This window comes from Pseudomonas sp. NPDC087690 (assembly GCF_044743175.1).
Taxonomy (GTDB): Bacteria; Pseudomonadota; Gammaproteobacteria; order Pseudomonadales; family Pseudomonadaceae; genus Aquipseudomonas.
Genome location: NZ_JBIUVX010000023.1, coordinates 36,382 through 49,631, shown reverse-complemented (window position 1 = coordinate 49,631; position 13,250 = coordinate 36,382). Strand labels below are relative to the sequence as shown.

General features: G+C 59.7%; 11 protein-coding genes. 8 read left to right on the top strand and 3 right to left on the bottom strand.

From position 1 onward, the window contains the following. Window positions 1-39: 39 nt before the first annotated feature. Window positions 40-516, bottom strand: coding sequence for a CS1 type fimbrial major subunit (locus ACIPIZ_RS19905; protein WP_177430993.1), 477 nt, complete (start codon window positions 514-516; stop codon window positions 40-42). A 515-nt stretch (window positions 517-1,031) separates the two neighbouring features. Between ACIPIZ_RS19905 and ACIPIZ_RS19900 the strand changes: the two genes are divergently transcribed. Together ACIPIZ_RS19900 and ACIPIZ_RS19895 are read left to right on the top strand one after the other, a co-directional pair. Continuing rightward, window positions 1,032-1,607 (top strand): PadR family transcriptional regulator, encoded by a 576-nt coding sequence (locus ACIPIZ_RS19900; RefSeq protein WP_401166907.1) that lies wholly within the window; start codon window positions 1,032-1,034, stop codon window positions 1,605-1,607. Further along, window positions 1,604-2,392, top strand: a complete 789-nt coding sequence (locus ACIPIZ_RS19895) for a siderophore-interacting protein (RefSeq protein ID WP_401166905.1) — start codon at window positions 1,604-1,606, stop codon at window positions 2,390-2,392. Before ACIPIZ_RS19900 ends, ACIPIZ_RS19895 begins: the two co-directional genes overlap by 4 nt. Before the next feature lie 102 nt (window positions 2,393-2,494). Here ACIPIZ_RS19895 and ACIPIZ_RS19890 read toward each other — a convergent pair whose 3' ends face one another. After that, a complete protein-coding gene (locus ACIPIZ_RS19890) occupies window positions 2,495-3,133 on the bottom strand; it encodes a Pr6Pr family membrane protein (RefSeq protein WP_122854051.1) in 639 nt (212 codons plus the stop codon). Window position 3,134: 1 nt separating this feature from the next. After that, complete coding sequence (locus ACIPIZ_RS19885) at window positions 3,135-3,365, bottom strand: VF530 family DNA-binding protein (RefSeq protein ID WP_008088485.1); 231 nt, start codon at window positions 3,363-3,365, stop codon at window positions 3,135-3,137. 287 nt (window positions 3,366-3,652) lie between these two features. Here ACIPIZ_RS19885 and ACIPIZ_RS19880 point away from each other — a divergent pair, with 287 nt between their 5' ends. The 6 genes from ACIPIZ_RS19880 (at window position 3,653) to ACIPIZ_RS19855 (ending at window position 13,109) form a co-directional block, all read left to right on the top strand. After that, the gene (locus ACIPIZ_RS19880) at window positions 3,653-5,014 is read left to right on the top strand and encodes a carbohydrate porin (RefSeq protein WP_401166902.1); all 1,362 of its coding nucleotides are present in this window, start codon (window positions 3,653-3,655) and stop codon (window positions 5,012-5,014) included. Window positions 5,015-5,231: 217 nt separating this feature from the next. Further along, window positions 5,232-7,643 (top strand): glucose/quinate/shikimate family membrane-bound PQQ-dependent dehydrogenase, encoded by a 2,412-nt coding sequence (locus tag ACIPIZ_RS19875; protein ID WP_401166899.1) that lies wholly within the window; start codon window positions 5,232-5,234, stop codon window positions 7,641-7,643. A gap of 521 nt (window positions 7,644-8,164) precedes the next feature. Beyond that, window positions 8,165-8,536, top strand: a complete 372-nt coding sequence (locus ACIPIZ_RS19870; RefSeq protein ID WP_401166897.1) for a DUF6124 family protein — start codon at window positions 8,165-8,167, stop codon at window positions 8,534-8,536. Between the two features lie 905 nt (window positions 8,537-9,441). Then, window positions 9,442-11,859, top strand: coding sequence for an endopeptidase La (lon, locus tag ACIPIZ_RS19865; protein ID WP_401166894.1), 2,418 nt, complete (start codon window positions 9,442-9,444; stop codon window positions 11,857-11,859). Between the two features lie 216 nt (window positions 11,860-12,075). Further along, complete coding sequence (locus tag ACIPIZ_RS19860; RefSeq protein ID WP_064392034.1) at window positions 12,076-12,468, top strand: protease inhibitor I42 family protein; 393 nt, start codon at window positions 12,076-12,078, stop codon at window positions 12,466-12,468. Window positions 12,469-12,470: 2 nt separating this feature from the next. After that, complete coding sequence (locus ACIPIZ_RS19855; RefSeq protein WP_205903316.1) at window positions 12,471-13,109, top strand: lysoplasmalogenase; 639 nt, start codon at window positions 12,471-12,473, stop codon at window positions 13,107-13,109. Window positions 13,110-13,250: the final 141 nt, after the last annotated feature.

Sequence of the window (13,250 nt, the reverse complement as noted above, 5' to 3'; positions counted from 1 at the left end):
TTACTTGGACAAGTAAGCGTTAGTTGCTGCCTGTAGCGATCAAACCGAAGGTTCTACGACCAGCATGACCACGCCGGTGTAATCGCCAGCGGTTGGCTTGGCGCCTGGCGCACTGATTTTGAACGGTGCGCGGTAGCGTGTATTGGACTCTGCATCACCGACCACTTCCTGGGACGTGGTGGTCAGCGTCTTGCCATTGAGTTCGACCTTGAGATCGATGCTCTGGCTGCCGGCGATAAGCTTCGGCACGCTTTCCAAGCGAGCGTGGACCTTGCCGGCCGTGTGCAGCACGTCGAAATGACCATTGACCTCACGCATCGAAGCAGTCGACGGGTTGTAGCTCATGTCCTGATCCTTGTTGACCAGATCGGCATCGACCGGTACCGCATAGAAATCGTCGGCAGGCACATGCGCAACCAGACTGATCGAATGTTTTGCTTCGGTGGCGGCGAACGCGATGGAAGCACTCATGGCCAGTACGGTCAGAGGAGCGGCAAAAGCGAGTTTCTTGAGCATCATTCAATACCTGTCATATATAAATTGGTTTATTCATTGAAAGTGTCTGGCGAACGAAACGTCCACGAACGAGGTGTGTCCACCCTCAACTTGCAACGCCAGACAATCATCAAGCAATTCATATTTAAAGTAAGCAGGCAACTTCCGAGGAACTTGTAGCCTGGCGGCCATCACCCCAGAAAGAAAAAACCGTTAATTTCTGAAAAATTCAAGTTCAACTGTAAGAGAGAGACTACAGCGCGCCAGCAACCTGTCTTGGCGCGCCAACTTTTAAAGCAACTTCCGTAAGACCGATACCACACTCTCCTGATAATAAAGGCCGTCATCGGCTATTAGAGAGTTAGCACTAAACTGCACTTTTAGCGGGCGATTTAATACCGCTTTTTTTTGATCATTCGCGCGCAGGGATGCCTGAAAATTCGATTGATGGAAGGCAGCCGTCGGTCAGAAAGCCTTGCGCAGGCCTAAAGATATATCTTAAGTTGTATCTAAGAACGACGAGAGAGAAGGAAAAAATGAGAGACCATCATGCCCCCCACCGCGAACACAGCGACGCTCGTGACGGCTTCGAGAAACGCCCCGGCCGCGAACGCGGCGGTCGCGGCCCCCGCGTGTTCGCTCCAGGCGACCTGAAATTATTACTGCTGGCGCTGATTGCCGAACAGCCGTGCCACGGCTATGACCTGATCCGCCAGATTGAAGGCATGTTCGATGGCGCCTACAGCCCGAGCCCCGGTGTGATTTACCCGACCCTGACCTTTCTGGAAGAAAGCGACCTGGTTGCCGGTGACGCCGAAGGCGGTAAAAAACGCTACAGCGTCACCGACGCCGGGCGTCTGTCTTTAACTGAACAAGCCGTGGCACTGGACGGTGTGCGCATGCGCATCGAAGTCAGTAAACGCTCGCTGCGAGGCCATGATCGCCCACCAGAAATCCATGAAGCCGTGCATAACCTGCGCCATGCCTTGCAAATGCACCACGGGCGCTGGAGCGCCGACGAAATCCTGCGCGTGCGTGACCTGCTCAACGACACCGCCAAAGCCATTGTCGACGGCCCTGCCGTTCAATTTGCCCAGGAGAAAGCCGAATGACCGCAGTCGATACCCAAACCATTCACCGCGTGATGCACGAAATCAAACGCCGCAAGCTTGAAGTCTTGCGCGTGGTCGACCTGACCCCGCGCATGCGCCGTATCACCCTCGGCGGGCCGGAGCTGGCCGGGTTCGTCAGCCTGGGCACGGACGATCACGTCAAGCTGCTGTTCCCGCAGAACGCCGAACAAACGGCCGCGCTGGAGACCATGGTGCTCGGCGCTGGCAAGGACAACGGGCCGATGCCGGAAATGCGCGACTACACCCCGCGTCGTTACGACCTCGATGCGCTGGAACTGGACATCGATTTTGTTCTGCACGGTGACGGCCCGGCGTCGACCTGGGCCGAGCAAGCGCAACCCGGGCAATTCCTGCACATCGGTGGCCCGCGCGGCTCGATGATCGTGCCGGACATCTTCGACAGCTATTTGCTGATCGGCGATGAAACTGCCCTGCCCGCCATCGCCCGCCGCCTCGAAGGCCTGGCGGCCAATCGCAAGGCGCTGGTGGTGATCGAAGTGGAGAACGGCGCCGAGCAGCAAGTGCTGGAGAGTCCGGCGCAGGTCAATGTGATCTGGGTGTTGCGCGAAGGCAGCAAGGACAACCTGCTGGCGACGGTGAAGCAATTGCAGGTGCCCAAGGGCAATCTGTATGCGTGGGTGGCGACCGAAACGAAAGTCTCGCGGCAGATTCGCCGGGTGCTGATTGATGAGCATGGGCTCGATGAGCAGCTCATCAAAGCGGTCGGTTACTGGCGCGCCGAAGGCACTCCTGAAAAAGAGTGATATCCCTTGTAGGAGTGAGCCTGCTCGCGATAGCGGAGTGTCAGTCAATAAATTTGTAACTGTTCCACCGCCATCGCGAGCAGGCTCACTCCTACAAGTGCTTTAACTTCGTGCAAATCTCCAGCGGTCGAGACCAATGACCACCAAGCCAATCCCCACAAACCCCAGCAATATCCCCCCGGCATTGATCAGCACCTGTGGATAACCCAACACCGCCACGTCAATAAACGGATATGCATACGCGCCGAGCAAATGCCCGCGCAACAACGCGTAGATGAAATACGCCAGCGGATAAATCAGCCACACCGGCAGATGCCACCAGCGCAAAGTGCCCTTGGGCACGCACGCCCACCAATAGCCCAGAAACAGCAGCGGCATCACGTCGTGCAGCAGTTCATCGGCGACAAATTGCCAACCTTCGGGATGCCACAAATGCCGCAGCAGAATGCTGTAGGCCAGTCCGACCACAGCAATGCTCACGGCAATCCCGCTACTCACCCACGGCTGCAAAAACCAGCGGCGCGCAGCGGATTCGCGCGCGGTCACGGCACAGGTCAGCACCGTCGCCACCAGCGTATTGGTCAAAATCGTGAAGTAACTGAAAAAGCTCACCAGCCCGCCCAACAGGCTGGCGCCAACACTCAAGCGCGCGAAGAAAATCAGATACAGCTGAATGCCCAACCCCGCCCAGCCCAATACGGCCGCGCAGGTGATCAGGCGATGGCGCCACACGGCGTCCATCTCAAAGCGGTCGCTTGGTGCGCATCAGCTTCACGTACAGGCGCTCGACCTTCTCCCGCGCCCACGGGGTTTTACGCAGGAACGTCAGGCTCGACTTGATGCTCGGGTCGCTCTTGAAGCAGCGAATATCGATGCGCTCGGCCAGCCCCGACCATTCGTAATGGGTCACCAGTGCGTTGAGGATCTGTTCGAGGGTGACGCCGTGCAGCGGATCGGGGGTTTGGTCGTTCATGCCAGGCCTTTGGGCGAAGTGAAAATGCAGAAGCCGCGCACCTTAGCCGAGGGGGTGGTTCGGTGGAAGGGCTTCCTTCAAATGTAGGTCAAGGTCAAAAGATCGCAGCCTTCGGCAGCTCCTACAGGGACTGTTACCGATTGCGAAATGCTGCATGTCTGCAAAAGGCCTTTGTCTTTTTGTTACAGATCATTATCCTGCCGCCCTTCCGCTGAATCGCTTCACTGCCTGCGACATATTGAAGCGCACGAATTGCACCCCCGAAAACACCAAAAAAAGACTTATCCATGCCCGATTTTTCCTTCTCCCGAGACAGCGCTATCTCAGCCCTGCGCACCCTTGGCAGCTGCACTGCGCTAGGTCTCGCCACCTGCGCACAAGCGGCGCCCGCGTTCGACAGTGAATCACCGTACATGCTCGGTGACTGGAACGGCACGCGCACCGAACTCTCGGAAAAAGGCTACGACTTCAAGCTCGATTACACCGGCGAAATGGGCAGCAACCTGCACGGTGGCTATGACCATGACCGCACCGCGCGTTACAGCGATCAGTTCGGTCTGGGCACGCACCTGGACCTGCAAAAGATCCTCGGCTGGGACGACGCCGAGTTTCAACTGACCATCACCAAGCGCAGCGGCAACAACATCAGCAACGACCGCATCAACGATCCGCGTGTCGGTGGTTTCACCTCGGCCCAGGAAGTCTGGGGCCGTGGCCAGACCACACGCCTGACGCAGATGTGGTACCAGCAGAAGTTCTTCGATCAGAAACTCGACATCAAGGTCGGCCGTTTCGGCGAAGGCGAAGATTTCAACAGCTTCCCGTGCGACTTCCAGAACCTGGCGTTCTGCGGCTCGCAGGTCGGCAACTGGGTCGGCGGCATCTGGTACAACTGGCCGGTCAGCCAATGGGCGCTGCGCGTCAAATATCACCTGACCCCCGAGTTGTACGCACAGGTCGGCGCCTACGAGCAGAACCCGTCGAACCTCGATCGCGGCAATGGCTTCAAGCTAAGCGGCAGCGGCACTCAGGGCGCGATCCTGCCGATCGAACTGGTGTGGACACCGAAGCTCAACGGCCTGCCGGGTGAATATCGCGCCGGTTACTACTACAGCAACGCCAAAGCCACTGACGCTTATAAAGATCAGAACGGCCAACCGGCGGCCCTCAGCGGCGAAGCCTACCGCAGCGCGTCGAGCAAACACGGGGTGTGGCTGGGCATTCAGCAGCAAATCACCAGCGTCGCCAGCGACAACAGTCGCGGCTTGAGCGTGTTTGCCAATGGCACGATGCACGACAAGAAAACCAACGCGATCGACAACTACGTGCAGGCCGGCATCACCTACAAAGGCCCGTTCGATGCGCGCGCCAAGGACGACATCGGCTTCGCCCTCGCCCGCGTGCACGTCAACCCGGCCTACCGCAAAAACGCCGAAGCCCATAACCGCGCCAACGCCGTGTATGACTACGACGACCCGTCGTTCCTGCCGCCACAAGACACCGAATACAGCGCCGAGCTGTATTACGGCGTGCATGTGACCAACTGGCTGACCGTACGCCCGAACCTGCAATACATCCGCCACCCCGGTGGCGTGAACGACGTCGACGACGCCCTGATCGGCGGGATCAAGATCCAGTCCTCGTTCTAAAGCACACCACGGATCAAATGTAGGAGTGAGCCTGCTCGCGATGGCGGTGTTTCAGGCGACATCTCCAGAGACTGACACACCGCTATCGCGAGCAGGCTCACTCCTACAAATGAATTTCGTTAGCTAGACAAGTTTTTATCTGAACCATGCCTGTGCCAAATCGTCATCTAAAGTGACTACAGCGCGGGACTACATAAACGTCACGGAGAATCACACTATGAGCACCGAAAGTGCTTCGAGTCGGGGCCGTTTGCTACCGAGCCTGCTCGGCATTCTGCTTCTACTGATGGGCCTGGCCATGTTGGCCGGAGGGGTCAAGCTGAGCATGCTCGGCGGCTCGTTGTATTACCTGCTGGCCGGTATCGGCATTGCGCTGAGCGGCATCCTGTTGCTGATGCGCCGTCGCGCGGCACTGGGCCTGTACGCCATCGTTCTGTTCGCCAGCACCGTTTGGGCGCTGTGGGAAGTCGGTCTGGACTGGTGGCAACTGGTGCCACGTCTGGCCCTGTGGTTCGTCCTCGGCTTCGTGATGTTGCTGCCGTGGTTCCGTCGTCCGCTGCTGCTTAACGGCCCTGCGCCGATGGGCACTCGCGGTCTGACCGTGGCCGTGGTTCTGGCCGGCCTCACCGCGCTGATCAGCCTGTTCACCCACCCGGGCGAAACCTTCGGCGAACTGGGCCGCGACACCGCCGACACCAGCAGCACCGCACCAGCGATGCCCGATGGCGACTGGCAGGCCTACGGCCGCACCGAATTCGGTGACCGTTATTCGCCGCTGAAACAGATCACCCCGGCCAACGTCGGCAAGCTGCAAGAAGCCTGGCGCATCCAGACCGGCGACCTGCCAACGGCGGATGACCCGGTCGAGCTGACCAACGAAAACACCCCGCTGAAAGCCAACGGCATGGTCTACGCCTGCACCGCGCACAGCAAAGTGTTGGCCCTGGATCCGGACACCGGCAAAGAACTGTGGCGCTTCGACCCGCAGATCAAGAGCCCGGTCGGCTTCAAAGGCTTCGCCCACATGACCTGCCGTGGCGTGTCGTACTACGACGAAGCCGCGTACGCCAAAACTGAAAACGCAGCCTCCGCGGTGATTTCCGAAGCCGGCAAAGCCGTTGCTCAGGCCTGCCCGCGTCGTCTGTACCTGCCAACCGCTGATGCCCGTCTGATCGCGCTGAACGCCGACACCGGCAAAATCTGCGAAGGCTTCGGCAAAAACGGCGTGGTTGACCTGACCCAAGGCATCGGCCCGTTCACCGCTGGTGGCTACTACTCCACCTCGCCGGCCGCGATTACTCGTGATCTGGTGATCATGGGCGGTCACGTCACCGACAACGAATCGACCAACGAGCCATCGGGCGTGATCCGCGCTTTCGACGTGCGCGACGGTCACCTCGTATGGAACTGGGACAGCGACAAGCCAGACGCTACCGAGCCTCTGGCGCCGGGCGAAACCTACAGCCGCAACTCGGCGAACATGTGGTCGCTGGCCAGTGTCGACGAAAAACTCGGCATGGTTTACCTGCCACTGGGCAACCAGACTCCAGACCAGTGGGGCGCAGACCGCACCCCGGGCGCCGAGAAATTCAGCGCCGGCGTCGTAGCCCTGGACCTGGCCACCGGTAAAGTGCGCTGGAACTACCAGTTCACCCACCACGACCTGTGGGACATGGACGTTGGCAGCCAGCCAACCCTGCTCGACATGAAAACCGCCGACGGCGTGAAACCGGCGCTGATCGCCCCGACCAAACAGGGCAGCCTGTACGTCCTCGACCGTCGTGACGGCACGCCGATCATTCCGATCAAGGAAATCCCGGTTCCGCAGGGCGCCGTGAAAGGCGACCACACCGCACCGACCCAGGCCCGTTCGGACCTCAACCTGCTGGCGCCGGAACTGACCGAAAAAGCCATGTGGGGCGCGAGCCCGTTCGACCAGATGCTGTGCCGCATCCAGTTCAAAGAACTGCGTTATGAAGGCCAGTACACCCCGCCGTCGGAACAGGGCAGCCTGATCTACCCGGGTAACGTGGGCGTGTTCAACTGGGGCGGCGTCTCGGTCGATCCGGTTCGCCAAATGCTGTTCACCAGCCCGAACTACATGGCCTTCGTTTCGAAAATGGTGCCACGCGAGCAAGTCGCCGCCGACAGCAAACGCGAAAGCGAAACCGCTGGCGTGCAACCGAACACTGGCGCGCCATACGCCGTGATCATGCACCCGTTCATGTCGCCACTCGGCGTACCGTGCCAGGCCCCGTCCTGGGGCTACGTTGCCGGTATCGACCTGACCACCGGCAAAGTCGTGTGGAAACGCAAAAACGGCACCAGCCGCGACAGCTCGCCAATCCCGATCGGCTTCACCCTGGGCGTGCCTAGCATGGGCGGCTCGATGGTCACGGCTGGCGGCGTCGGCTTCCTCAGCGGCACCCTCGACCAATACCTGCGCGCGTACGACGTGAACAGCGGTAAAGAGCTGTGGAAATCGCGTCTGCCGGCGGGTGGTCAAGCGACGCCGATGACCTACACCGGCAAGGACGGCAAGCAATACGTGCTGCTGGTTGTCGGCGGTCACGGCTCGCTGGGCACTAAAATGGGCGACTACATCATTGCCTACAAACTGCCGGAATAAGTTTCAACGGCGGTAAAACAAAGGCGATGCCCCGCAAGGGACATCGCCTTTTTTGTGCACCACATATCCATGTAGGAGCTGCCGAAGGCTGCGATCTTTTGACTTTGACTTTTAAAAGCCAGATCAAAAGATCGCAGCCTTCGGCAGCTCCTACAGGGTGGAATGGGTTGGCTGTGGGAAGTGTGCTCGTCCTACAAATGCTGGTGATTGAACGGAGTTTTTCCCACAAGTCGCGTCGGTTGTGCCTCGGAAATTGGGTGGATAGGCTCTGAGGGTCGCTGCAAATTCAGCGAACGGGCGTCGCGGCCCGAGCAGTTCATTCGATTTGATGCATAATCGCCGACCCAAACGGGAGCGCTCAGGTGCTTGTTGTTTGGTTTGATGGTGGCTGTGCGCGGGATACCTTCGGGTATGCCGAGATTGCCGAATGGCTCGGTCCGCGAACCTGCGTACAGCTGCCACCCTTTGTCGCGTCGCGGCGATTGAGAGTGACAGCACCACTCATCATTCGGAGCTTCACCATGATCAAACCAACCCCCAATCCGCCCGCAGCGGACGACACCACCCCCTACGAATTCCCCGGTTCAAAAAGATTCCACGAGGCCGCCGAACGCGCCCTCGACCACTACCTCAAACCCAACGCCCTAACCCTGCGCTTCCACAAACCCAGCACCATGTTCCAGGTCGCCCCCGACCAAGACAACGAAAGCCTGCTGGTCCACGCCTGTGAATCCCTGGCCCAAGCCAGCCTCATGACCAGCGACATCGCCGCGTACATCGAACTGCCGCAGCGACGCACCATCCTGGCGACCCAGCAAATCATCATGCTCGCCGAACTGGCCGTGAATCGCGCACTGGATAACCACGAAATATCCCCCCCCACTCACAACTGAAAAGCCCCTCACCCTAACCCTCTCCCGGAGGGAGAGGGGACTGACCGAGGTGTTTGGGCGAGATACGCCGACGTGCAATACCGAGCCGAACTTGAGCTTCAAAGCGTGAATCAACAGCCCCCCACCCTAACCCTCTCCCGGAGGGAGAGAGGACTGACCGAGGTGTTTGGGCGAGATACGCCGACGTGCAATACCGAGCCGAACTTAAGCTTCAAAGCGGGAATCAACAGCCCCTCACCCTAACCCTCTCCCGGAGGGAGAGGGGACTGACCGAGGTGTTTGGGATAGACACGCCGACGTGCAATACCGAGCCGAACTCACATTCTGAAAAGCCCAAAAACCGGCCCCCTCTCCCTCGGGAGAGGGCTGGGGTGAGGGGCGAACCCACCAAAAAACCAAAGCCAAACACCCGCTCTTCACCACTCAATAGGCCGAGTGTCAGCTCGCCTGCTCTTGATCTTGATCTTGATCTTGATCCACGAGCGACGTCGGAAGGCTGAGTGGAGGGATTGATCCGGGCGTGGGAGCGCAGCGACCGTTTGGCGCAGCCAAACACAGCGAGAGGAGGTGCAGCGAAGCAAACCGTAGGCGCTGCGCCCGGATCGATCCCGCAGCGAAGGAACCCCGAGCCTCAGCGAGCGGGCCGCACGTAGGAGCAAGCCTTTTCGGTTACCTTTTCGGCGTTTGGAAAAGGTGACTCGCCGTAAGGGCGAAACCTTAATCCGCCATCACCCAAAAAACGGATATACACACAAACCCCAAGAACATGGTCGGCCCAAAGGCCGCCAAGCCCAAAGCGTGACCCCTGTCAAAACCCTGAACACACAAGCAGAAACATCGCCCACCATTGAAACCACCCAAACCCTGCCCCATCTAAGACCCATACCCCATTGCGCAGGTGCCCCATGAGCGACCAGCAAGAATTCCCGGAAAACCCCGACGACTACACCGAAGCCGAACACATCGAACACACCTCCTCCGGCAAAGGCCTCGCCCTGCCAGGCCAGAACCTGCCGGACAAGGTCTACATCATCCCGATCCACAACCGCCCGTTCTTCCCGGCCCAAGTCCTGCCGGTCATCGTCAATGAAGAACCCTGGGCCGAAACCCTCGACCTCGTCAGCAAATCCGACCACCACTCCCTGGCCCTGTTCTTCATGGACACGCCCCAGGAAGACCCGCGCCACTTCAACACCGGCGCCCTGCCCGAATACGGCACTCTGGTCAAAGTCCACCACGCCAGCCGCGAGAACGGCAAACTACAATTCGTCGCCCAGGGCCTGAGCCGCGTACGCATCAAAACCTGGCTCAAACACCACCGCCCACCGTACCTGGTCGAAGTCGAATACCCGCACCAGCCGACCGAGCCGACCGACGAGGTCAAGGCCTACGGCATGGCGCTGATCAACGCGATCAAGGAACTGCTGCCGCTCAACCCGCTGTACAGCGAAGAGCTGAAAAACTACCTCAACCGCTTCAGCCCCAACGACCCGTCGCCGCTGACCGACTTCGCCGCCGCGCTGACCTCCGCCACCGGCCCTGAGCTGCAAGAAGTGCTCGACTGTGTGCCGATGCTCAAGCGCATGGAAAAAGTCCTGCCGATGCTGCGCAAGGAAGTCGAAGTCGCGCGCCTGCAAAAAGAGATCTCGGCGGAAGTTAACCGCAAGATCGGCGAGCATCAGCGCGAGTTTTTCCTCAAGGAACAACTCAAGGTCATCCAGCAGGAACTCGGCCTGACCAAAGACGACCGCAGCGCCGACCTCGAACAGTTCGAACAACGCCTCGAAGGCAAAGTCCTGCCGGCGCAGGTACAAAAACGCCTTGAAGAGGAAATGAACAAACTGTCGATCCTCGAAACCGGCTCGCCGGAGTACGCGGTCACCCGCAACTACCTCGACTGGGCGACCTCGGTGCCGTGGGGCGTGTATGGCGAGGACAAACTCGACCTCAAGCACGCGCGCAAAGTGCTCGACAAACACCACGCCGGTCTCGACGACATCAAGGATCGCATCCTCGAATTCCTCGCCGTCGGTGCTTATAAAGGTGAGATCAGCGGCTCCATCGTGCTGCTGGTCGGCCCGCCGGGCGTGGGTAAAACCAGCGTCGGCAAATCCATCGCCGAATCCCTTGGCCGACCGTTCTACCGCTTCAGCCTCGGCGGCATGCGCGACGAAGCCGAGATCAAGGGCCATCGCCGCACCTACATCGGCGCGCAACCGGGCAAACTGGTGCAGGCGTTGAAAGACGTCGAAGTGATGAACCCGGTGATCATGCTCGACGAGATCGACAAGATGGGCCAGAGCTACCAGGGCGACCCGGCCTCGGCACTGCTGGAAACCCTCGACCCGGAACAGAACGTCGAATTCCTCGACCATTACCTCGACCTGCGCATGGACTTGTCGAAAGTCCTGTTCGTCTGCACCGCCAACACCCTCGATTCGATCCCAGGCCCACTGCTGGACCGCATGGAAGTGATTCGCCTGTCGGGCTACATCACTGAAGAAAAAGTCGCCATCGCCAAGCGTCACCTGTGGCCGAAATTGCTGGAAAAGGCCGGCGTGTCCAAGGGCAGCCTGAGCATCAGCGACAGCGCGCTCAAGTCCCTGATCGACGGTTACGCCCGTGAAGCCGGCGTGCGTCAGCTGGAAAAACAGATGGGCAAACTGGTGCGCAAAGCGGTGATGAAGCTGATCGACGACCCGAAAGCGGTGATCAAACTCGGGCCGAAAGACCTCGAAGCGTCACTGGGTCATCCAGTGTTCCGCAACGAACAAGTGCTGTCCGGCACCGGTGTGATTACCGGTCTGGCGTGGACCAGCATGGGTGGCGCGACGTTGCCGATCGAAGCGACGCGCATTCATACGCTCAACCGTGGCTTCAAACTCACCGGGCAACTGGGTGATGTGATGAAGGAGTCGGCGGAGATCGCCTACAGCTACGTCAGCTCGCACTTGAAACAGTTCGGCGGCGATGCGAAGTTCTTCGACGAAGCCTTCGTCCACTTGCATGTGCCGGAAGGCGCGACACCGAAGGACGGCCCGAGCGCCGGTGTGACCATGGCCAGCGCCCTGCTCTCCCTCGCGCGCAACCAGCCACCGAAAAAAGGCGTGGCAATGACCGGCGAACTGACGCTGACCGGGCATGTGCTGCCGATTGGCGGGGTGCGTGAGAAGGTGATTGCGGCGCGGCGGCAGAAGATCTTTGAGCTGATTTTGCCGGAGCCGAACCGCGGTAACTTCGAGGAATTGCCGGATTATCTGAAGGAAGGGATTACTGTGCATTTCGCTAAGAAATTTGCCGATGTGGCGAAGATCCTGTTCTGACAGTTCTGCGGTGACATGACTACCGCTATCGCGAGCAGGCTCACTCCTACAGGGTTCTATGGTGAACAGTTGATTTGTGAACGCCACAACCCACTGTAGGAGTGAGCCTGCTCGCGATGGCGTCAACCCGGTCACCTTCACCCCCAGACTGTCACACTTTGTCTCATCTTCAGTTATGCTCGCCGTTCGTCGTGAACGCCCGGAGCCGCTGACCCTATGTCCCCCACTCGCCTGTTTCTCCCCCTCGCCCTCTCGCTGCTGGCCGCCTGCGCCACGCAACCGAAACACAACGTGACCGTGGAAAAACAAAGCGAATGCCCCGTACGGCTCACCAACGGGCAAAACCTCATCGTCATGCTGCCAAGCAATCCAACCACCGGTTATCGCTGGGCCATTCAGGACTCGGCTGGCGGTGTGCTGCGCGCGCTCAGCCCCGAGGTCTACAGCAATCCGGAAGATGCCGGCGTGGTCGGTGCAGCGGGTCTGTCGACCTGGCGCTTTCAGGCGTTTGCCCCCGGTACCGGGCGTCTGCGCCTGACCTCGCAACAGCCATGGGCGCCGGAAGTGCTGCCGGTGGAAACCTTTGACTGCGCCATCTCGGTGAACTGATTGTGGGCTGGCTGATTCTGGCGCTGATGGGCGCGGTGACCTTTCTTTACGGCGTCAGTACGCATGCGGCGCTGCTTTGTCTGTTGGTCAAACCGTTGCCGGTACTGGCGTTGCTCGGCTGGTTGCATGATGCACCGCCCAGCGACTATCGGCGCTGGATCAGCCTCGGCCTGATTTTTTCGTTGCTGGGTGATGTGTTGTTGGCGTGGCCGGGGGATTTGTTTGTGTTTGGGCTGGGCGCGTTTCTGGTTGCGCACCTGGCTTATCTGAAGGCTTATCTGAGTGACTGCAAGCGTCTGGCGGTGTTGCCGCTGGTCTTGGCACTCGCGGTGGGTGCGGTGTTGCTCGGACTGCTGATTTCCAGTGGTCTGGGGCCGTTGCTGGTGCCAGTGATTGTCTATGGCACGGCAATCAGCGCGATGCTCTGGCGCGCCCTCGCCCGCCTTGACACCGATGTGCCGAAACGTTCGGCGTTGCTGGCGGCGGGCGGTGCGCTGGCGTTTGTGTTCTCGGACAGCGTGATCGGCATTGATCGCTTTGTATCGCCATTCCACGCCGCGCCGTACGTCATCATCCTCAGCTACTGGCTGGGCCAATGGGGCATCGCCGCCTCCGCTTTCTCCCTGACTAAACGGATCTGATCGTTCCCACGCTCCGCGTGGGAATGCATCCTGTGACGCTCTGCGTCATTTGTGCAGGGACGCGGAGCGTCCGGGGCGGCATTCCCACGCAGATCGTGGGAACGATCACCGGCAAAAAAACGCTTTATCAGACAACCCGCG

What these genes read in the sequence shown, in the direction of transcription:
- ACIPIZ_RS19870 (WP_401166897.1), top strand. Translation starts at nt 8,165, where the DNA reads ATGATCAAACCAACCCCCAATCCGCCCGCAGCGGACGACACCACCCCC.
- ACIPIZ_RS19860 (WP_064392034.1), top strand. Translation starts at nt 12,076, where the DNA reads ATGTCCCCCACTCGCCTGTTTCTCCCCCTCGCCCTCTCGCTGCTGGCC.
- ACIPIZ_RS19890 (WP_122854051.1), bottom strand. Translation starts at nt 3,133, where the DNA reads ATGGACGCCGTGTGGCGCCATCGCCTGATCACCTGCGCGGCCGTATTG.
- ACIPIZ_RS19905 (WP_177430993.1), bottom strand. Translation starts at nt 516, where the DNA reads ATGCTCAAGAAACTCGCTTTTGCCGCTCCTCTGACCGTACTGGCCATG.
- ACIPIZ_RS19895 (WP_401166905.1), top strand. Translation starts at nt 1,604, where the DNA reads ATGACCGCAGTCGATACCCAAACCATTCACCGCGTGATGCACGAAATC.
- ACIPIZ_RS19885 (WP_008088485.1), bottom strand. Translation starts at nt 3,365, where the DNA reads ATGAACGACCAAACCCCCGATCCGCTGCACGGCGTCACCCTCGAACAG.
- ACIPIZ_RS19900 (WP_401166907.1), top strand. Translation starts at nt 1,032, where the DNA reads ATGAGAGACCATCATGCCCCCCACCGCGAACACAGCGACGCTCGTGAC.
- lon (WP_401166894.1), top strand. Translation starts at nt 9,442, where the DNA reads ATGAGCGACCAGCAAGAATTCCCGGAAAACCCCGACGACTACACCGAA.
- ACIPIZ_RS19880 (WP_401166902.1), top strand. Translation starts at nt 3,653, where the DNA reads ATGCCCGATTTTTCCTTCTCCCGAGACAGCGCTATCTCAGCCCTGCGC.
- ACIPIZ_RS19875 (WP_401166899.1), top strand. Translation starts at nt 5,232, where the DNA reads ATGAGCACCGAAAGTGCTTCGAGTCGGGGCCGTTTGCTACCGAGCCTG.